This is a genomic window from Acidocella sp. (assembly GCF_050253495.1).
In the GTDB taxonomy this organism is placed as follows: Bacteria; Pseudomonadota; Alphaproteobacteria; order Acetobacterales; family Acetobacteraceae; genus Acidocella.
This window is the reverse complement of sequence record NZ_JBFWIX010000001.1, coordinates 247,228-267,076: the sequence shown is the minus strand read 5'-3', so window position 1 is coordinate 267,076 and position 19,849 is coordinate 247,228. Positions and strand designations below refer to the sequence as shown.

Genomic DNA, 19,849 nt, shown 5'->3' with positions numbered 1-19,849 from the left:
GGGAAACAGAATGAATGTTCCGAATTCTTCGAGGCTCATGGGGAGGTTGCTGGCTGGTGCCGGGCTTGGCCTGAGTGTCGCGTTGGCGGCAACGCAGGTGGCGCATGCCGACCCTGGCGCTTATCCGTCCGTCACCAATGAAATGCTGGACAATGCCGCGAGCAATGATGGCTGGCTGATGTTCAACCATGATTATTCCGGGCAGAATTATTCGCAGCTCGACCAGATCAACGCCGGGAATGTCGCCAAGCTCACCACGGCCTGGACATCGCCGAAGATCGACATTCCCGATGCGTTCGAGAACGCGCCGGTGATCAACGGCAATTATATGTTCGTGACCACCGCGAAGGACCATGTCATCGCCTATAACGCGACGACGGGCGAGAAGCTCTGGCAATATGATTATCCGTTGCCGACGGCGGCCTTCAAGACGCTGTGCTGCGACACGAATAATCGTGGTGTCGGGCTTTATGGAGATCTGGTGATCTTCGGCACGCTGGATAATCATGTCGTGGCGCTGGATGCCAAGACCGGCGCGGTGAAATGGAATATATCCCTGGCGCAGCCTGGCACCGGCTATTCCATTACCGAGGCGCCGTTGATCGTGAATGGCAAGGTCATCATCGGTTCGGGCGGCGGCGAATATGGCGCGCGCGGTTTCATCGTTGGGTTGGATGCCGATACCGGCAAGGAACTTTGGAAGTTCTATGCCACACCGTCCGAGAACGAGCCTGGGGGCAAGACCTGGCCGGCGGGCGCCTACAAGACCGGTGGCGGTTCGCCCTGGATGACCGGCACCTACGATCCGGAAACCGGCACGTTGTTCTGGGGGCTTGGCAATCCTGGCCCATGGCTGGCAACCATGCGCCCGGGCGACAATCTCTACACCGATTCCGTCGTGGCGCTGGACCCGGATACGGGCAAGCTGAAATGGTATTATCAGTACACCCCGAACGACACCTGGGATTATGACGGTGTCAACACGCCGGTGCTGACCGACCTGACCTATGAGGGCAAGAAATACAAGGCGCTGATCTCGCCGAGCCGCAACGGTTATATCTATGCGATCGACCGCACCACGGGCAAGTTGATCTATGCCAAGCCCTTCGTGCACGATACATCCATCACCGGCATCAAGGATGGCGTGACCCAGACCAACCCGGCGGAACGCCCGGCCCTGGGCAAGACCATCACGACCTGCCCCTCCTTCTTGGGTGGCAAGAACTGGTGGCCCATCGCGGTGGATCCGCAAAATCATATGGCCTATGTGCCGACGCTGCATGCCTGCATGACCATGACCGGTGTGCCGGTGACCTATGCCGCCGGCCTGCCTTATCTGGGTGAGACCTTCAAGATGCTGCCCGATCCGACCTCGCCGAATCATCTCGGGTCTTTCCAGGCGATCGATCTGGATACGGGCAAGCAGGTCTGGCAGCATAAGACCAAGGAACCTTGGGACGCGGGCGCGCTGTCCACCGCGGGGGGCGTGGTGTTCTCCGGCACGATCGACGGCAAGCTGCATGCGTTCGATGCGAAAACCGGCAAGGATCTCTGGACAAGCCCGGCCCTGGGATCGTCCATTCTCTCCGATCCCGTGGCCTATAGCGTGAATGGCACGGAATATGTCGCGGTTTGGACCAGCTATGGTGGCGTGTGGCCGATTTGGGGTGGCAAGCTCGCCGATGCCACGAAGGATACTCCCCGTTTTGGACAGCTCTATGTCTTCAAACTTGGCTCCTAAAGGTGACCTGACCCGGCCGCGCAAGCGGCCGGGGATTTTCTCCTCCAGCGCCGCGCTGCTGGCGGCGGCGCTGTTTTGCCCTGGCCTTGCCCATGCGGGCACCATCACCTTTTGTGTGGACAAGGCCAACCCGATGCTGCCAACCGATATGGCGGTGGCGCGGGCCGTGGCGCAGAAAGCGGGAGATGTGGCGGCTTTCGTGGTGCGTGATTCCACGAAGGCGGATAGCGATGGCGACGATGACGGCCCGAAAGGCGAAACCCAGAAGACTCTCCAGGCGCTTGGCAAACAATGCGACCTGGTCATGGGGTTTCCCATGGAGGCGGGGGGTGGCAACATACCGGAAGGAATGAGCGCCACGCGGCCTTATGTGCGCACGGGATTCGTGGCGGTGGGGCAGGGCGATGTCTCCGGCGGGTTCGCCGGCCTGTTGCGCGCGGGCAATATAGGTGTGCTCAACATGTCTCCCGCCACGACTTATTTCACCGTCGCGACCATGTCTCACGAGCATGTTTATTTCACCAATGAACAGCTTTATGGGGCGATGCTCGATGGCGAGGTGAAAACGGCCCTTATTTGGAAACCCTGGCTCAACCAGCAACTCTCGATGCATCCCCATAGCGTGCATGTCGCGGAATTGAGCATGCCCTATGCGAATTGGAACGTTGTTGCTCTCTACCCGCAAACGGCGCAAGATAGCCGGGCGGTGAAGGATTTCAATGAGGCCATTACGTCGCTGACCGCATCGCATCAGCTTGGTGGTGTCGTGAAACCTTATGATGCTCCGGTGAAGAGCGTTTCAAAACTGGAAGAGTGAGGGAAGATGAAGTTTCTGCAAATCGGGGCCTTAGGGCTTGTTACATCGTTGCTGGCCGTTGCCGCGCATGCGGGGACGCCGCCGTCGATCTATACCGATGCTCAGGCCAAGGCCGGGGAGGCCGACTTCGTGCAGAATTGCGCCATGTGCCATGGCGCGAATCTGGAAGGCGGCGCGGCGCCGGCATTGATTGGCCAGGCTTTCGCCGCGCCCAGCAACAATTATACCGTGGCCGCGATTTTCGCGGAATTGTCCCAGCAGATGCCCGCGGGCGAGCCGGGCAGCCTGACCCATACGCAGTATGAGGACATCATGGCCTATATTCTGCAAAAGAACGGTTACCCCGCCGGCACCACGGCGATCAGCTACGACAAGGCGTTGACAGACACCACGCCGCTGGTTTCCCAGGTCAAGTAAAGACATTTCCGCCGGGCCGCGAGGCCCGGCAAGACATTTGCAGCGTGGTTGCAAATACCGGTGCCATCCGGTGCTGGTTTTCAAAAACGAAGGAGGAATGAAAATGTGGCATAAACCGGTTATCAAGCAGATTTGCATCGGCGCTGAGATCAATTCTTACGTTTCGGCTGTCCGCAAGTAAGAGGGTGGAGCCGGTCCAGGCATTGCTTGCGTTTCTTCCATGCGCGTGAGGGTTCTTGGATCGGCCGCCGGCGGTGGATTTCCACAATGGAACTGCCATTGCAATGGGTGTAGGCGCGCGCGTGCCGGTGACCCCGCGGTAAAACCGCGAACCCAGGCTTCGCTCGCGGTCAGCGCCGATGGCAAAAATTGGGTGTTGTTGAATGCCAGCCCGGACTTGCCGTTTCAACTGCGTGAGCATGAGATTTTGCACCCATGCCATGAGGGCGGGGCGCGAAACAATCCAATCGCCGCGGTTGTGATTTCCGGCGCGGACATAGACTGTATCGCCGGGCTGCTGACATTGCGCGAGGGGCATGAATTCAGGCTCTATGCACAAGAGTTCGTCGGCTCCGTGTTGGACGAAAATCAGGTGTTTGGCGTCATGAATCCGGCGCTCGTGAAACGCGAACTCTTGCCGGAGGGAGGCGCGGTGAAGTTGCGCGACGCGGCGGGAAACGGGCTTGGCCTGACGGTCGAGGCGTTTTCAGTACCGGGCAAGCTGCCGCTTTATCAGGAAAACGGACGCGATCTGGTGGCCCTGGTCAGCGGTGAAAGCGTGATCGGTCTCTCGATAAAAGATCAGGAGGGGCACGGAATTTTATTCATTCCGGGTTGTGCCGATGTGACGGCGGATATTCTCAGCCGCGCGGGAAGCAGCGATGTCATGTTTTTCGATGGTACGCTCTGGCATGATCGCGAAATGATCGAGGCGGGGCTGAGTCAGAAGACGGGAGCGCGCATGGGGCATTTATCCGTTTCCGGCGAGGAAGGAACGATGGCCGCGTTTTCATCCTTGACGAAGACACGTAAGATTTTCATTCATATCAATAATACAAATCCGATCTTATGCGACGATTCGCCAGAGGCTGCAAAAGTCCGCGAATCTGGCTGGGAAGTCGCCTATGACGGGATGGAGGTAACGTTATGACGAATATGCTCTCACATGCTGAGCTTGAGGCGGTGCTGCGCGATGTCGGTGCCAAGCGCTATCATATCCTGCATCCGTTTCATAAACTGCTGCATGGAGGGGAGTTGAACAAGACACAGGTTCAGGCCTGGGCCTTGAACCGTTATTATTACCAGGCTTGTATTCCCATCAAGGATGCGATCGTGCTGTCGCGCCTGCCGGATGCCGCGTCGCGGCGCATATGGCGCCAGCGTATCGTCGATCACGATGGAGAGCGCGAAGGCGATGGTGGAATCGCCCGCTGGCTGCGCCTGGCCGAAGGTGTGGGGCTGGAGCGCGATTATGTCGAATCCATGGAAGGGATTTTGCCGGCCACGCGCTTCGCGGTGGAGGCCTATGTTCATTTCGTGCGTGACCGATCCTTGCTGGAAGCGGTGGCTTCGTCCCTGACCGAGCTGTTTTCGCCGACCATCATCGCGGAGCGTGTTTCGGGCATGCTGTCGAATTATGACTGGGTATCAAAGGATACGCTGGTCTATTTCAATGCGAGGCTGACCCAGGCCCCGCGCGATGCCAATTTTGCCCTGGAATATGTGAAGCAGCATGCCACGAACCGCGCCGAGCAGGAGAAGGTGATCGCGGCGCTGCGCTTTAAATGCGATGTGCTGTGGGCGCAGCTCGATGCGCTTTATGCCGCCTATGTCTCTCCCGGTCATGTGCCTTTGGGCGCGTTCGGTGCGGGCGAGGCGTTGGCGCGGTGCGCGTAACGCCGCATAGCGTGCCCCGTTTGCGCCGTGGTGTGCGGCGCCAGTTCGACAAGGCCCGCAACACCGCCGTGCTGATGGCGCCTGAGCGCGTGGTGGTTCTGGATGACATCGCCGATGCCATCGTCGCTGAATGCGATGGCCAGCGCAGCGTGGCGGAGATCGTGACCGTTCTGGCCACCCGCTATCAGGCGCCGGAGGCGGAAATCAGCGCCGATGTCACGGTGTTTTTTGAGGATTTGGCGCAAGCCGCATTGGTAACGCTATGAATATTGCCCCGCCCTTGGCGGTGATGGCGGAGTTGACGCATCGCTGCCCCCTGCAATGCCCTTATTGTTCCAACCCGCTTGAGATGCTGAAGGCCGGCGCTGAACGCGACACGGCGTTCTGGCGCGGCGCGATCGACCAGGCGGCGGCTCTTGGTGTGTTGCAAATTCATTTTTCAGGCGGTGAGCCGAGCCTGCGTCCGGATCTGACGGCATTGATCGCGCATGCGACCCAGGCCGGGCTCTATGCCAATCTGATTACGTCCGCTGTTTTGCTGAACGAGACCAAACTGGCCGCCTATGCCGAGGCGGGGTTGGGCCATGTGCAGGTGAGCTTGCAGGGTGCGGATGCGAGGAACGCCGACCGCATCGGCCATTACGAGGGGGCTCATCAAAAAAAGCTGGAGGTGGCGCGGATGGTGCCGGGATTTGGCATGTCCTTGACCGTCAATGCCGTCATGCACCGGCAAAATCTTGAGGAATTACCGGCAATCATCGATCTGGCCCTGGCGCTGGAGGCGGACCGGCTGGAAATCGCGCATGTGCAATATCATGGCTGGGCCTTGGCGAACCGTGCCGCCTTGATGCCGAGCCGCGCGCAATTCGAGGCGGCCAATGCGCTGGTGGATGCGCGGCGGCGCGAAATCGGCGCGCGGATGCAAATCGATTATGTCGTGCCGGATTATTATGCCGATTTGCCGAAAACCTGCATGGGCGGCTGGGGACAGAAAATGCTGAACATCGCTCCGGATGGCCGTGTGCTGCCCTGTCATGCGGCGGAAACGATTCCCGGGCTGGTATTTCCCCGCCTGGGGGAGGCATCCTTGCGGGACATTTGGCAAAACAGCGAAGCTTTCAATAAGTTTCGTGGCACGGCCTGGATGAGCGAGCCATGCGCAAGCTGCGCCTTGAAGGAGGTCGATTGGGGTGGGTGCCGTTGCCAGGCGATGGCCATCACGGGCGATCCGGCGGCGACGGACCCGGTTTGCGCGCGCTCGCCGCGTCATGACGCCATGAATGCCATGGCGGCGGCGGAAGCCGGGCAGGGGCCGGGTGCCTTTCAGTACAGAAGGCTGTCATGACCTTCCGGTCATCGCGGCGGCTTTTGCTGGCGGGGCTGGTTTTGACGCCCGCCATCGCCATGGCGCAAAGCCCCAAAGATAAAACGCCCGACAACAAGCCGAAGCAAACGGATTATCCTGAAATCGATGTGCATATCGGTGTTTCGCCATTAGGGGGAGGCATTCCCATCCAGAAATGGCCAACCGCCGTGCAAAGTTTTTCAGCGCAGGATCTCACGCGCCATGGCGGCGCGGATTTCACCCGCACATTGAACCAGCAGGCCGCGGGCGTGAATTTGCAAAACAGCCAGGCCAACCCGTACCAGCCGACCATTCTCTATCATGGGTATGAGCTGTCGCCCATCCAGGGGACGCCGGCGGGGCTTTCCGTTTACGTGAATGGAGCCCGTTTCAACACGCCGTTTGGCGATCTCGCCATGTGGAGCCTGTTGCCGGACGATGCCATCGAGTCCTTCGACATCGTGGCGGGCAATCCGGTTTATGGGCTCAATGCCCTTGGTGGCGCCATCGACGTGAAAATGAAGAATGGGTTTACCGCGCCGGGTGGCGCGTTGGAGGTCGAGGGCGGGTCATTCGGCACCCTCCAGGGACATTTGGAATATGGCAAGCAGGCGGGAAACACGGCGGCTTACATCGATGTGTCCGGCGCCAGGCAGACAGGCTGGCGCGATGAGCAAGGGTCCGACCTGAAAAGTCTCTATGGGGACCTTGGCTGGCGCGGCAGCAGGGCTGAGATGCATGTCAACATCATCGCCGCTGAATCCGGGTTGCACGGGCCAGGCACGGTGCCGGTTGAAATTCTGGAGGCGAATCCCTCGGCGCAGTTCACGGGGCCGAATTCCATCAATGATAAATATGTGCGCGTCAGCACGACGCTCGATTTCAAATTGACGGATCAGACCTCCCTGCAGGCCGTGCTTTATTATGAGAATATCTGGGAGCATCTCGTCAACGGCAACGGGCCTGGCGATCTGCCCTGCGGGGATGGAAAATATTTGTGCCAAGGTGGCGCGGGCGGTGATTATGCCACCATGGCCGGCGGCGGCATCATTCCGCAATATCTGCCGGATGGGGACGAGGCTTACGGCCAGCTCAATCTGAACACGACCAACACCAACGGCTATGGCGCTTCGGCGCAGATAACGCATAAAGGCCGGCTGGGCCAGCTTGTCGCCGGTGTGAGCTACGATGGCGGCTACAGCACATATAACGCCGCCGCCTATGACGGCGCCTTGACCCTGGATTCGCGCGATTATTACGCCTTGCCCGGGACGGGGTTGGGCTATGTCGTGGACGAACCCGGAACGGTGCCCGTGGATGTTGGGGTCCGCAATGCGTATTACGGTTTATACGTTACCGATACGTTCGACATTACCAGCAAGCTTTCCCTCACGGCGGGCGGGCGCTTCAATATCGCCCAGATCGCATTGCATAACCAGCTTGGTTACGATCCGAACGCGGCGCCAGGCGGGTTGAATGGCGGTCATTATTATCAGCATTTCAATCCTTCCCTGGGGGCGGCTTACAATATCACGCCTCTGCTGACGGTTTACGGTAGTTGGTCGGTACAGAATGCGGCGCCCACCCCGGCGGAATTGTCATGCTCCAGCCCCGAGGATAGCTGCGCCATGGCCAATTTCATGTCCGGTGATCCGCCGTTGAAGCAGATTGTGTCACGTAATTTTCAGCTTGGGTTGCGCGGCACGTTCCTGGTGGGCGGGAATTTCCTGAATATCCAGGCCGATGCTTATGATGATGAAGCCAGCGACGATATAGAGTTTCTGCAATCGCCATATAACCCGCAAGGCAACGGGTATTTCGCCAATATCGGCAGCGTGCACCGGCGCGGCGGTGATGTGGCCGTGCAATATGTCTCGTCGCGCTGGCGCCTTTATGGATCTTATTCCCGGATCCAGGCGACATATGGATCGAGCTTCATCGAGCAGAGCAATAGCCCTTATGCCGACGGCGATGGCGATATCACCGTCAACAAGGGGGATTTCGTGCCGGGCATTCCGGAAAATCTGTTCAAGTTCGGCGCGGATTATCATGTGACCCCGCGCTGGGTGCTGGGCTTTACCGGCACGGCGCAGACGGGCAGCTATCTGATCGGAGACGCGTCGAACCAGGATAAGAAGCTGCCGGGTTATGCTTTGTTGAATCTGAACACGCGCTATATGCTGACGCCACGCCTGACATTGTTCGGCAATATCGATAACGTGACCAACCAGCGTTATTATGTCTATGGAACCTATTCCGATGTCGGCGATGTTTATGTCGCCGAGGCGCCGGGCTACAGCAACCCGCGTAGCTATTCGATCGGCGCGCCGATCGCTGTGACCGCTGGTATGAAGCTGACTTTTTGACTGTTCCGTTTTGCGACAATGCGGAAAAACATGACAAGATCAGACCGCGTTGATTTGCATTTTTCCTGATTTTTTCAGGTTTTTTTGTTTGGCATAAAAAATGCTTCGCGTTTCTGGCGGTATCATAAGCGGATTTTAAGCCCGCCATGATACCGCTTCGGTGCGCGGAAGTGGCGCCGGAATGTCCAAGTTAAAAGCAAGAGGGAAGGCGGTGTTGCGCCGGTCTTCCGATCATACAGGGGGAACCATGAAGATTCATGAATGCAGACGTGCGTCCAGAATTCTGGCCTTGCTGGCGGGCACGTTGTTGGCCGGTGTCGCCTCGCCAGCCATGGCGGGCTCGGTAACCCAGCCGGGCGAAACCATTGGCCTTGCCTCGGGCGCGCCATTGCCCCAGGGCGTTTATTTGCTGGATACCACGGATTACGGCCAATATGGCAAGGAGAGTCTGGGGGTCACCATTCCGGTCGTGGCATGGTCGACACCGGCGACCTTGCTGGGAGGGCGCTTGCAGCTTTACGCGGCTTTTCCCCTCGCCGAGGCGAGCACGCCGGATTCTCACGTACAGGGCTGGTATAATCTTTGGTTCGCGGGCCAGCTGGCCTGGGACCTTGGGCATGGCGTCGGTGTTTCCTATTTGCTGGGAACCTATCCGAAGATGCATAGCCCCGTCGCCAATGACAGCACCACCATCAACCAGCGTTTCGCCATTTCCTATACGGGCAATGGCTACGATCTCACCGCCAATCTGATTTTGGGAAATGAGATCAACACGCAAACCGTGCCGAATTATTTGAACCTCGACCTGACCGCGACGAAGAATTACGGCAAATGGAGTTTCGGGCCGGTCGGTTATTATTCCACCGATACCAGCACACCCTATAGCGGCTATGCCAAGCAAAGCCAGTTCGCGATGGGCGGGCTGGTCGGGTATAATTTCGGGCCGGTGATTTTACAGAGCTATCTCACCCATGCCGTGACGCAGACGAATTATCCGGGTAACGACACGCGTTTCTGGTTCCGCCTGATCGTTCCGGTGAGCTGAGCCATCCGGCGGGGCGTGCCCGCGCCCCGCCGGTGCCCAAGCTATTTGTTTCATACAAGGCAGACCCGAAGGCTTCCCCTCTGGTTCTTCCGGCCGGATCCATCCGATGGTGCCGTCTCCATGGGGTTCCGGCGGCGCGGCCTGATTGTTCCTGGTCGCGTGTTGGAACGCTCTTATGCCAACGTGCCCAGGGGACGATGAAAAGAGGGGAACAACGTGACCGGAATTCAACAAGGTTCGACGCCGTCCACCAATCTGTCTTATGTGTCGCCGGCGCCGGACAGCCCTTGGGGCACATATCTGGCGCAGCTTGACCGCGTATTGCCCTATATGGGCGATTTGGCCCGTTGGTCGGGGACGCTGAGCCGCCCCAAGCGGGTTCTGATCGTGGATGTGCCCGTCCAGCTCGATAATGGGGAGATTGTTCATTTCGAGGGGTATCGCGTGCAGCACAGCCTTTCCCGCGGGCCGGGTAAGGGGGGCATACGCTATCACCCCGCCGTCACCTTGGAGGAGGTGATGGCGCTCTCCGCCTGGATGACGGTTAAAAACGCGGCCGTGAACCTGCCTTTCGGCGGCGCCAAGGGGGGGATCCGTCTGGATCCCCGGCGCCTTTCGGCCAAGGAGCTGGAGCGGGTCACCCGCCGCTATACCAGCGAGATCGGCCTGATCATTGGGCCGCAGCGGGATATTCCCGCGCCGGATGTGAATACCAATGCCCAGGTCATGGCCTGGATGATGGATACATATTCGGTGAATGTCGGCGCCACCACCACCGGCGTCGTCACGGGCAAGCCGGTGAGCCTGGGGGGGTCGCTGGGCCGTGTGAAGGCCACGGGGCGGGGGGTTTATGTCACCGGGCGTGAAGCGATGCGCCGGTTGAAAATCCCGACAGAGGGCGCGCGGATCGCCTTGCAGGGGTTTGGCAATGTCGGCGCCAACGCGGCGGAGCTGTTTGCCCGCGAGGGCTGCAAGATCGTCGCCGTGCAGGACCATGGCGGCGGTGTGTACAATGCCCAGGGGCTGGATGTGCGGGCACTGACCGAGCATGTGGCCGCGCATGGCACGGTGGCGGGGTTTTCCGGCGGGGAGAGGCTGGAGAGCGAGGAGTTCTGGGATGTGGAGGCGGAAGTGCTCATTCCCGCCGCGCTGGAGGGGCAGATCACCGAGGCACGGGCCCGGCGCCTGCGCGCCAGGCTGGTGCTGGAGGCGGCGAATGGCCCGACGGTTCCCGCCGCGGACGATATCCTCGCCGCGCGCGGCGTGACGGTCCTGCCCGATGTCATCTGCAACGCGGGTGGGGTCATCGTGTCCTATTTCGAGTGGGTGCAGGATTTCTCCTCCTTTTTCTGGAGCGAGAGCGAGATCAATATGCGCCTGGATCAGATCATCACCGGCGCGCTCAAGCATATATGGGCCACGGCGGAGCGGCATGCCATCAGCCTGCGCACAGGCGCCTTCGTGGTGGCGTGTACGCGGGTGCTGGAGGCCCGGAACGAGCGCGGACTTTACCCCTGAGCCGGGGTCGGTCCGTATCCATCGATGAAGAAGAAATTGGTAGCGGCGGGCGGATTTGAACCACCGACCAAGGGATTATGATTCCCCTGCTCTACCACTGAGCTACGCCGCCATGAGAGGTGAGGGTGCGGGTACTTCGCCTCGCCTGAGAAGTCAATGGCCCTTTGCGGGTTGGAGCGCTCTGAACCGCGCGAGAGGGGCCGGGCAGGCGGGTGGCCATGAAAAAACCCCGGGCTTCGCGCCCGGGGCCGTTGGGGGGTATCCTGCTCCTGAAATCCGGTGGATTTCAGATTCGGGATATAGGCCTGTCGCTTTAGCCTTCCATGTCGTTGGCGATGCTGGCCAGCACCTGCGGGGATTTCGCCTTCAGCATCAGGAACCAGATCAGCCCGATCGCCATATAGATCAGGAAGACCGGGGGTAGGGCGTTGAACGGCGCCTCGGGGTAGGGCACCACGGAGCTGTAGATGACGAACCCCATCAGCAACGCGCCGATGACACCCAGGATGATATGCACCGGGCTGCCCGCGCCGCTGCGATAGGCATCCACCGGGGCGGTGACGCAGACGGCGAAATACACCACGACGAAGCCGTAGGTGGCGATGGTGCCGGTGAGACCGAAGGCGTTGAGGAAGCCTTCGGGCAGCAGCACCAGAAGCAGGATCAGCGTCAGCACGCCGGATGCCAGAACCGCCATGTGCGGGGTCTTGTGGACCTTGTGCACCAGCCCCATGGAGCCGTGCAGGAACTGGTAGCGGCCCATGGAATAGAGCATGCGCGAGCTGGCGTTGAGGCAGGCCAGCGCGCAGGCGAAACCGCTCACCAGGGCGGCGAAATAAACCACGGCCGCGGCCCAGGGCAGGCCCGCCTTGTCGGTCATCGCGGCGAAGGGGGAGGAGCTGCCGCCAATGGCGCTGGCATTGTCGTCCATGCCCATGATCATGCAGTAGGAGAGAATGACGAAGAAGGTTCCGGCCAGGGCGGCGGAGCCGATGACGGCGAAGGGCACGTTCTTGTGCGGGTTGGCGGATTCCTTGGCCAGCGTGGCGGCGCTCTCGAAACCGACGAAGCTGAACACGCCGAACACCAGGGCGGACATCACCGCGCCGAAATGGATTTTGCCGATATCAAGCTGCACCGGGTCCACCACCGTGCCGTGCTTGCCGATGACGATGCCGGTGATGACGATGATGATGCCGATGGAGACGGATTCCAGAACCAGCGCCGCGCGGGAGGAGAGCTGGATGTCACGATAGGCGGCGAACACCACGCATCCCAGGAACAGTATCATGATGATGGTCTGTACGGGGAAGGACAGGCTGATATGGAAAACGGCGAGCAGGTTGCCAAGGAAGAGCGGCACGCCGAACGTCACGGCCGCGGCCGTGGTGAGATAGGCCAGGATCATCGCCCAGCCCGCGAGCGCGCCGGTCACGGGACCGAAATTGCGGCCGATATACACGAAATAAGAGCCTGCTTCCGGATGGCGGCGCGCCAGGACCGAGATGCAGGCGCCGACGAAGACAAGCCCGATCGTGGCGATGAGATACGCCATCCATGAGCCGACACCGGCCAGCCCCGCCACCACGGAAATATTCAGGGCGGGGGTCAGGGTGGGCGCGATATTGGCGATGGATTGTCCCATCATCTCAAAGCGGTTGAGCACACCGCGTTTGAGTTGGGGCGCGGCGTGAGCGGCAACGTCCGTCGTAGCTACCATACGAAAGCTCTCCTGTGAGGTTCTTCGCCGGTCTCGCCGCGAAGCGGCGGGGCCAGCCGTTGAGTTGCGATGCAAGCAGTATGCCGAAATAACGTATTCTGTTTCCGAAACCCCTTATTGTCCGCAGCAGCTCGCGCCGTGCAGTTTGCTGGCCCTGTTGACGCCGGGCGCGATGTCGATGCCTGGATTTTGATCGAAAAATCCGGAGGGCATGAGTTTGAAACCGGTGGTGATGCAGGGCTGCACTGGAAAATCCTCTGTCCGCACCTGATGATGCAGGCCAAAGACATGCCAGAGCACCAGCGCGGTATTTTCCAAATTCCGGTCTTGCTTGACGAAGTCCGCCACGCCGCCGGCGCCGGTGGAATGGTTCATGTATTCACCGGCGGGATATCGTTCCTCCGGATCGAATTTTGTGACCCAAAGATGGTTCTGCATAAAATTCGACCGGATGCCGGAGGGCGAACCTGACTTGAAATAAGGCGTCAGCGTTGCGTCTGGCATCAATTTATAGCCAACCGGCTTGCCTGTATGATTCAGTTTGCCGGGGTTGATGATTTTCCAATAACGCTGCGTGTCCGGATTGGCCCTGCGGCAGGCTTCCAGTTCGGTTTTCAGCACCGTGTCCACCTGATAAAAGGCGTTGCCGTAAGGGTTTTTGGCGGGGTCTTCCTCGGCGTGGCAGTTGCATTCGACGATGGAATTGCCTGGCCCGTCCACCGCCATCTCCAGCCGGGCGCAGAAGGCGTGCTGATGGATATGCCCTTGCACGCCGGGGGCGACCTCCACGCCGTATTTGCTGGGCTGGCCGGGAAGGCAGGCGGAGGTGTTGATGATGCCTGTCGCCTTCATCTCGAACTCGATCATCCCCGCCTGGTCGAAATACCAGTAGAAGGCATATTCATAATTGCCGACGGTGCAGATGGAGGAGATCACCAGCTTGCGCCCCCGCCGGACCTCTGTGCGTCCGGTACGGAAATCCCAATGTTTCCAGAGAATCCCATCGTCTTCCTCATGGATGCAGATGGCTTTCTCGATATGGAAAATATCGCCGGTCATCGTGTTCAGGTCGGCGTCGAGATACGCGATATGCCCCAGACAGTCGCAGCCCAGGGTCAGCGAATTGGTCAGTTTTCCTAACCCATACTCGCCGATGTCAAACACGTTCTTGCGGAAATGCCCGTTATCCGGCACGCCGTAAGGCACCACCATTTCGGCGATGGAGGCGCGTTGAACGATCGGCCGCCCGTCATGGGCGATGTCGTGCAGCGTCAAACCCTCGCGGGCGTTGAAACCGATCACGCAGCGCCATTTGTCCCAGCTGATCACGCGCCCGTCCAGTTCGAAGCTGGGGCCGTCCGGCTGAACAATGTCCAGCGGCTTGAGGGGTTTGCGAAATTCCGTTCGGAATTGCGCTTCATAATTATATTCACCCATCGGCACGGGAATCTCCGCGCCGTAATCATCCACGCGGATCACCTTGCCCGCCTTGATGTCCACCACCGCGTTCACGCCCTCGATGGGGTGGGCGTAGAAATTCTCGTTCTCATAGAGGCGCAGCCAGGCGAATGTGTGGGAGAGATACCCGCCTTCCTCGCCGGGGACGCTGAAATTGCCGGCCGACCACGGATCCACGCAGACCTTGCTCATATCCGTGATGCCGCGCTTGGCGCAGGCGGCGATGAAATCCGGGTGGGCGCGGACGATGTCCTCGATCTGGATGAATTGTTCGAGCTGGATCATCGGCCGGGCTTCCGGATGGAAGCTCTGCGAGGTCACCGCGGAGTCGGTCAGAGACAATGTCAGGCGCCAGATGCCGGGTTTGTCCGCCAGGAACACATTGGCCCGGGCCTCGCGCGGCCAGGACCGGCCGGCCATGTAGGCGGCCAAGGCGTCGGGGGCGGGTTCCTTCAACTCGATCACCTCGAACAGGACATGATCGCCAAACGTCTTGTTGGCGCGGATGATCGCCACCGCGCTCAGCAGTTCCGCCGCGTCCAGCGGGGTCAAGGGGTGGCGCGGGGCGGGGGTGGCTCCCGGTTCGGCCGTCGTGGAATGGTGCAGATCGTCCATCGATACACTCCTTGCTCCCATGCCCCATGGCGCCGCCGGGCGCGGGCATCTTGTTGTCAGCCGCGACTAGAGCGCATCCCGATGCGTTCAGGCTTGACATTCGGCGTCAAATTAGGCGGAAAAAACGGGCTGGAAAATTGATTGTCTACAAAAGAAACAGAATATGATCTTTTGTTGGGCGATTGCTTTATGTTGAAAATGAGAAGGCCATGCCCTACAGGGATTTTTGAAAGGCGATAAGGCAATGGGCATTGAACCGAGCATTTCGGCGGCGGCGGCGGTGGGCGTCTCTGGCGTGATCGGCCAATGCGGCGGCGATGCCGAGCGGATTCTCGGCGCCGCCCGCCTGCGCATGGGAGAGGTGGAGAATCCCGGCTGCCGCATCAATCTCGGTCATTATTGCGGCTTGTTTGAACTGGCCGCCCGGCAGACCGGCGCTGATGATTTCGGGCTGCGCTATGGCCTGCAATATCGCGTGGAGAATATGGGCGCGCTCGGCGCGTTGATTCTGGCCTCGCCCAGCCTTGGCGCGGCGTTGCGCAATCTCTGTGCTTATTTTCCGGCCTTGCAGGAGCATTCGGCCGTGACCCTGCGCGGCCAGGGTGGGCTGATGGCGCTGGAATACCGGATTACGGATGGGCGCATTGCCCAGCGCCGCCAGGATGCGGAATTGTCCCTCGCCATTTTCATGGGCATTTTCCGCCGCTGCCTGGGGCCAGGCTGGGCGCCGCTGGAAATGCAGTTTGAGCATCTGCGCGCGGTGGAGGCCGAAGCCGTGGCGGGGGCCTTCAACTGCCCGGTCTATTATGCGGCCCCGCGCAATGCGTTTATCTTTCATCGCGCCGTGCTGTCCATGCCCATGCCGGGGGCGGATCCCGCCCGCTTGCCGGCATTGGAGGAGGCGCTGCGCCGGCAAGCCTCCTCCGCCGTGCCGGAAGATTTTCTGGGGCAGGTGCTGAGCCTCATTCGCACGGGGTTCACCAGCGGCGAGGCGAATATCGACATCGTCGCCTCCCGGCTGGGCTATAGCCGTGCCGGGCTCTACCGCCGTCTGGCGCTGGAAGGAGCGGATTTTTCCGAGTTAACGCAGCGAATCAGGCGTGAACTGGCGGAAAGCTACGCCTCCCTGCCGGGGATCGCCTTCACCGATGTCGCGCTGCTGCTGGGTTATTCGGAACTCAGCGCCTTCTCGCGCGCCTTCACGCGCTGGACGGGCCTGTCCCCCGCGCGTTACAGGCAGGTGTGCCAGCCTCTCCACGCCTGATTCTCGCCAGCCTCTCCGCCAGCCGCAAGGCCATGCTCGCCGGGGCGGGCGTGGCGTTCGAGGCCGTGCCCTCCCAGGTGGATGAGGCGGCGCTGAAAGCCGGTTTCTCCGGCCCGCCGGCGGCGCTGGCCGCCGCCCTGGCGCTGGCCAAGGCGCGGGCTGTTTCCGCCCTTTATCCGCGGGCGCTGGTGATCGGCGGGGATCAGCTGCTGGCATGCGGCGATGAGCTTTATGACAAACCGCGCGATCTGACCGAGGCGGCCTCCCACTTGCGCGCCCTGGCGGGCCGGACGCATGAGCTTGTCACCGCGGTTTGCCTGGTGCGGGGAGGGGAGCGGCTCTGGGCGCATGAGGAGCGCGCGCGTCTGACCATGCGCCATGTCTCGGAGGCGTTTTTGCAATCCTATCTTGCCGCCGAGGCCGGGGAGATCCTGCATTGCGTCGGCGCCTACCGGCTGGAAGGGCCCGGGGCGCAGCTTTTCACCAGGGTCGAGGGCGATTATTTCACGGTGCTGGGTCTGCCTCTGCTGGCCTTGCTCGACGCTTTGCGCGCGCGGGGCGTGTTGGCGGCGTGAGCGGTCTGGCGCCATCCAGCAGCGTCTGGATGGCCGCCACCGTCTCCGGGTCCAGATTGCGCAACTCCTTGGCCAGCCGGTTGGCCAGGGCTGTCTGCCCGGCCGTCAGCCCGGCGCTGTTCAGCTTCAGCCGGGGGCGGGATTGTTTGGCCAATGCCGCCAGCTCGTCCGCATCGTCCCAGATCAAGCCGAAAAACTGGCACACCTGATGGACCAGCCCGGTGGAGGGCGCGCCCCGCCGCCCATGCTCCAGGGCCGAAAGATAAGCCGGGGAGACTTCGAGTGAAGCGGCCATGTCCTTCAGGAGCACGCCGCGCTCCTGGCGCAGCAGGCGCAGTTTTTCGCCGAAGGGCGTCATGCCCGGCGCCGGCGCAGCAGAACCCGGACGGACCCGCTATTGCGCGCGTGCGGATGTGCCAGCCCCAGAATCAGCGGTCTGAGCGTGGGGGTGTTCAGCCAGTGCGGTAGTTCCCGCGCCAGAATATCCCCATTGCCGGTGATGATCTCCACGCAGCGCAGCCCGGCGGCATGGGCCATCTCCACGAAGCGCATGACGTCCCGGTGGGCTTTCGCGGCGGTGCGGCCATGCAGGTCCAGCCGGGCCTCGGCCCGGATTTTCTGGGCGCGGAACTTGCCCCAGGTGGATTTATCCACCCCCGCCGGGGCGGCGTTCACGCCAAGCGGCGCGGGCGGCCCCTTGTGGCGCACGGGTGGGGTGGGCGCCTCCATCACGGGCGGCGGGGCCGCCGGAATGACGGGCCCGGCCGGTGCCGGAAGCTTCGATTTGCCGGGCATGAGGCGGGTCAATGTCCGGCCATAGGCCGCCCAGAGTTCCAGATCTTCCGGTGATAAGCTTTGCCGCCGCGCCATGGCGCAAATGCCGCTCCTCACGCCCCGGCGGGCGGTTTGAAGAACAGGGAGGCGGCGGTGGCATGCGCCTGCTTGGCCTTGACCGCCGCGCGGACCCGCAGAATCTCGCCTTCAAGCTCTGCGATATAGAGTGCCAGCTCCTCCACGCCCAGGCTGTCCAGCACAGGCGGGTCCAGCAGTTTTTTCTTTCGCGGCGGGAGGTCTTCTTCTGAAAATGTCATGGATTGGTCTTGACCTGAGGGTGGCGGGCGCTTGATAAGCCGCGCCAGTTGTACTTGCGCGGCCGAAGCGAGTAACTAAGTCCGTTCCGGGCGCCTCGGCCCGAAACGAGAAAAGGTATTCGATCCATGTCCTTGCCCTTGATGCCCAAAGCTACCGCAGTCTGGCTGATTGACAAGACCGGGCTGACCTTCGAGCAGATCGCCACCTTTTGCGGCATGCATCCGCTTGAGGTCCAGGCCATCGCGGATGGCGAGGTCGCGCAGGGTATTGTCGGGTATGACCCGGTGGCCAACAAGCAGATCACCGCGGAGGATATTCAGCGTTGCGAGGCCGATTCCTCCCGCCGCCTCAAGCTGCTGCCCCAGCCGGAAATGCAGAAGAAGCAGAAAGGCGGGCGCTATACGCCCGTGGCCAAGCGCAATGACCGCCCGGACGCCATCGCCTTCCTGCTGCGCTCCTATCCGCATCTGACCGATGCGCAGATCGTCAAGCTGCTCGGCACCACCAAGGACACCATTCAGAAGATCCGCGACCGCTCCCACTGGAACAGCGCCAACATCAAGCCGCGCGATCCGGTGATTTTGGGGCTGTGCAAGCAGTCCGACCTGAACGACGCCGTGGCCGCCGCCAATGAGCGCGTGACCCGGGAAGGTTTGACGCCCCCGCCCCCGCCCGGCCCGAACACGGAAGCCGCGTGACGCACGCGCCGCGCCAAGTCTGAAAAAAGGGGGGCTCAAGCCCCCCTTTTCCTATTCGTGTTCTTTTCCTGTTCGCTTTATTGTGTTCTCAGCCTTTCCATTTCTTCCTTGAGCCGCAATTTTTCCACTTTGAGGCGCGATAGTGCCGAGATATCCGGTTGCGGGCGCCGGTCTTCATCGGCGATCTTGCTTTCCAGGCTGGCATGCCGCCCTTTCAGGGATTCGAGACGCGATTGCAGGTTCATGGTGTCTCCTAATGGCTATTGGCCAATGAAATCCGGGCAACCCACTTGATCGTCGGGTCTTGCCCGGATCTTCACGCTAGCGCCGCCGCCATGGGAGTGTCACCTAAAATCGAGGCCAGATTGTCCGCTCCCGGATCAATCGCGCGGATAGCCGAATTTTTCCATGACCCCGCCATGCGCGGCCCAGATGGCGGCGGCCTGGGCCGGGCTCAGCTCTTCGCGCCAGCCTCCCGCCTTGCCGGCGCGGAAGAACTTTTCCCCGCTCGGGCCACCCGCCCGGTAGCCTTCCTTCGCTTCCTGGCCGGCGAGGGTTGAGAAGCTGCTGAAATCAATAGCCCGGCGCAGCCGGTCCGGCGCCACGGCCGTGCCCGGCGCGCTCAAAAAACGGATGATCCGCCCGAAATAACGTTCCGGCTCGGCCAGCAGATCCTCATAACGCACCAGCAGCCGGCGCGGCGCGGCGACCCAGGACAGCGCATGGGACGACCAGGAGGAGAGCAGCTCGAACACTTGCGTGCCATCGCCGGCATTGGCGGCTCCCGCCTCGGCCATGAAAGCGATGATCTCATCCACGGTCTTGCCGGTGAAGGCGGCGTAGGAGAGCGCCACGTCCCGCGGGTCGCGCACGATATAGACCGCTCCGGCGGTCACGCCGGGAGAGCAGAGCGGCACGCCATGCAAGGAGAGATTGGCATTATGCGTTTTCACGAAGACCAGATCCTCATGCAGCCGGGTCAGCGCGTCATGTATGGCGGGGCGCTTGGCCTGCGCCTCTTGCGGGGTCAGCACCTCGCCCGGCGCGCCGAAAAACGCCATCGCGCACTCAGAGACCGAGAAATCCACCAGGCTGTTGATGCTGTGTGGGGTTTCGGCATTGACGATATAATTATGCAGAAAGGCCCGCACCCAGGTATTGCCCGATTTCGGGTAGGAGGCGAGCCAGACCAGCTTGCCCATGGCCATGAAGCTCCAAAACAAAACATCCGAAACAAAACACATGGCGCGGTTTTTCTGAAAAGCCGCGCCTGAAAAGCCGT

Annotated in this window: 21 protein-coding genes and 1 tRNA gene; 14 read left to right on the top strand and 8 right to left on the bottom strand. The window is 61.1% G+C overall.

What is annotated here, in order from left to right:
• Window positions 1-37 precede the first annotated feature (37 nt).
• The 11 genes from AB7D48_RS01235 (at window position 38) to AB7D48_RS01185 (ending at window position 11,145) form a co-directional block, all read left to right on the top strand.
• On the top strand, window positions 38-1,741 hold the full coding sequence (locus tag AB7D48_RS01235; RefSeq protein ID WP_427975380.1) for a methanol/ethanol family PQQ-dependent dehydrogenase: 1,704 nt from the start codon (window positions 38-40) through the stop codon (window positions 1,739-1,741).
• The gene (locus AB7D48_RS01230; RefSeq protein WP_427975379.1) at window positions 1,731-2,558 is read left to right on the top strand and encodes a hypothetical protein; all 828 of its coding nucleotides are present in this window, start codon (window positions 1,731-1,733) and stop codon (window positions 2,556-2,558) included. The genes AB7D48_RS01235 and AB7D48_RS01230 overlap by 11 nt, the downstream gene beginning before the upstream one ends.
• Before the next feature lie 6 nt (window positions 2,559-2,564).
• Window positions 2,565-2,975, top strand: a complete 411-nt coding sequence (locus tag AB7D48_RS01225) for a c-type cytochrome (RefSeq protein WP_427975378.1) — start codon at window positions 2,565-2,567, stop codon at window positions 2,973-2,975.
• Window positions 2,976-3,072: 97 nt separating this feature from the next.
• A complete protein-coding gene (pqqA, locus tag AB7D48_RS01220; RefSeq protein ID WP_427975660.1) occupies window positions 3,073-3,156 on the top strand; it encodes a pyrroloquinoline quinone precursor peptide PqqA in 84 nt (27 codons plus the stop codon).
• A 39-nt stretch (window positions 3,157-3,195) separates the two neighbouring features.
• The gene (gene pqqB, locus AB7D48_RS01215) at window positions 3,196-4,125 is read left to right on the top strand and encodes a pyrroloquinoline quinone biosynthesis protein PqqB (protein WP_427975376.1); all 930 of its coding nucleotides are present in this window, start codon (window positions 3,196-3,198) and stop codon (window positions 4,123-4,125) included.
• A complete protein-coding gene (gene pqqC / locus AB7D48_RS01210; protein WP_427975374.1) occupies window positions 4,122-4,871 on the top strand; it encodes a pyrroloquinoline-quinone synthase PqqC in 750 nt (249 codons plus the stop codon). The genes pqqB and pqqC overlap by 4 nt, the downstream gene beginning before the upstream one ends.
• Window positions 4,862-5,137, top strand: coding sequence for a pyrroloquinoline quinone biosynthesis peptide chaperone PqqD (pqqD, locus tag AB7D48_RS01205; protein ID WP_427975372.1), 276 nt, complete (start codon window positions 4,862-4,864; stop codon window positions 5,135-5,137). Before pqqC ends, pqqD begins: the two co-directional genes overlap by 10 nt.
• Entirely contained in the window at window positions 5,134-6,216 is a 1,083-nt protein-coding gene (gene pqqE, locus AB7D48_RS01200; RefSeq protein ID WP_427975371.1) for a pyrroloquinoline quinone biosynthesis protein PqqE, read from the top strand. The genes pqqD and pqqE overlap by 4 nt, the downstream gene beginning before the upstream one ends.
• The gene (locus tag AB7D48_RS01195) at window positions 6,213-8,582 is read left to right on the top strand and encodes a TonB-dependent receptor (protein ID WP_427975369.1); all 2,370 of its coding nucleotides are present in this window, start codon (window positions 6,213-6,215) and stop codon (window positions 8,580-8,582) included. The genes pqqE and AB7D48_RS01195 overlap by 4 nt, the downstream gene beginning before the upstream one ends.
• A gap of 247 nt (window positions 8,583-8,829) precedes the next feature.
• Complete coding sequence (locus AB7D48_RS01190; RefSeq protein ID WP_427975367.1) at window positions 8,830-9,627, top strand: transporter; 798 nt, start codon at window positions 8,830-8,832, stop codon at window positions 9,625-9,627.
• A gap of 216 nt (window positions 9,628-9,843) precedes the next feature.
• Window positions 9,844-11,145, top strand: a complete 1,302-nt coding sequence (locus AB7D48_RS01185) for a Glu/Leu/Phe/Val family dehydrogenase (RefSeq protein WP_427975366.1) — start codon at window positions 9,844-9,846, stop codon at window positions 11,143-11,145.
• Window positions 11,146-11,182: 37 nt separating this feature from the next.
• On the opposite strand, the gene AB7D48_RS01180 is transcribed toward AB7D48_RS01185, so the two are convergent.
• The 3 genes from AB7D48_RS01180 to AB7D48_RS01170 form a co-directional block, all read right to left on the bottom strand.
• Window positions 11,183-11,257: transfer RNA gene (locus AB7D48_RS01180), tRNA-Met, on the bottom strand.
• 201 nt (window positions 11,258-11,458) lie between these two features.
• Window positions 11,459-12,865 (bottom strand): APC family permease, encoded by a 1,407-nt coding sequence (locus AB7D48_RS01175; protein ID WP_427975364.1) that lies wholly within the window; start codon window positions 12,863-12,865, stop codon window positions 11,459-11,461.
• Between the two features lie 114 nt (window positions 12,866-12,979).
• Window positions 12,980-14,938, bottom strand: coding sequence for a primary-amine oxidase (locus AB7D48_RS01170; RefSeq protein ID WP_427975362.1), 1,959 nt, complete (start codon window positions 14,936-14,938; stop codon window positions 12,980-12,982).
• A 244-nt stretch (window positions 14,939-15,182) separates the two neighbouring features.
• On the opposite strand from AB7D48_RS01170, the gene qhpR reads away from it, so the two are divergent.
• Together qhpR and AB7D48_RS01160 are read left to right on the top strand one after the other, a co-directional pair.
• A complete protein-coding gene (gene qhpR, locus AB7D48_RS01165) occupies window positions 15,183-16,202 on the top strand; it encodes an AraC-like transcriptional regulator QhpR (RefSeq protein WP_427975360.1) in 1,020 nt (339 codons plus the stop codon).
• Between the two features lie 32 nt (window positions 16,203-16,234).
• On the top strand, window positions 16,235-16,777 hold the full coding sequence (locus AB7D48_RS01160) for a Maf family protein (RefSeq protein ID WP_427975658.1): 543 nt from the start codon (window positions 16,235-16,237) through the stop codon (window positions 16,775-16,777).
• Here the strand turns inward: AB7D48_RS01160 and AB7D48_RS01155 are convergent.
• From AB7D48_RS01155 to AB7D48_RS01145, 3 genes are read right to left on the bottom strand one after another with little or no spacing between them, the layout of a single operon-like run.
• Entirely contained in the window at window positions 16,707-17,135 is a 429-nt protein-coding gene (locus tag AB7D48_RS01155; RefSeq protein WP_427975359.1) for a helix-turn-helix domain-containing protein, read from the bottom strand. The genes AB7D48_RS01160 and AB7D48_RS01155 overlap by 71 nt on opposite strands.
• A complete protein-coding gene (locus tag AB7D48_RS01150; protein ID WP_427975357.1) occupies window positions 17,132-17,647 on the bottom strand; it encodes a Smr/MutS family protein in 516 nt (171 codons plus the stop codon). Before AB7D48_RS01150 ends, AB7D48_RS01155 begins: the two co-directional genes overlap by 4 nt.
• Before the next feature lie 17 nt (window positions 17,648-17,664).
• Window positions 17,665-17,868, bottom strand: coding sequence for a DUF1192 domain-containing protein (locus AB7D48_RS01145; protein WP_427975355.1), 204 nt, complete (start codon window positions 17,866-17,868; stop codon window positions 17,665-17,667).
• Window positions 17,869-17,994: 126 nt separating this feature from the next.
• Between AB7D48_RS01145 and AB7D48_RS01140 the strand changes: the two genes are divergently transcribed.
• A complete protein-coding gene (locus AB7D48_RS01140; protein WP_427975353.1) occupies window positions 17,995-18,567 on the top strand; it encodes a DUF1013 domain-containing protein in 573 nt (190 codons plus the stop codon).
• Window positions 18,568-18,644: 77 nt separating this feature from the next.
• Here the strand turns inward: AB7D48_RS01140 and AB7D48_RS01135 are convergent, their stop codons facing one another.
• Complete coding sequence (locus tag AB7D48_RS01135) at window positions 18,645-18,812, bottom strand: YdcH family protein (RefSeq protein WP_427975351.1); 168 nt, start codon at window positions 18,810-18,812, stop codon at window positions 18,645-18,647.
• Between the two features lie 135 nt (window positions 18,813-18,947).
• Window positions 18,948-19,811, bottom strand: coding sequence for a sulfotransferase domain-containing protein (locus AB7D48_RS01130; RefSeq protein ID WP_427975349.1), 864 nt, complete (start codon window positions 19,809-19,811; stop codon window positions 18,948-18,950).
• Between the last annotated feature and the right edge of the window lie 38 nt (window positions 19,812-19,849).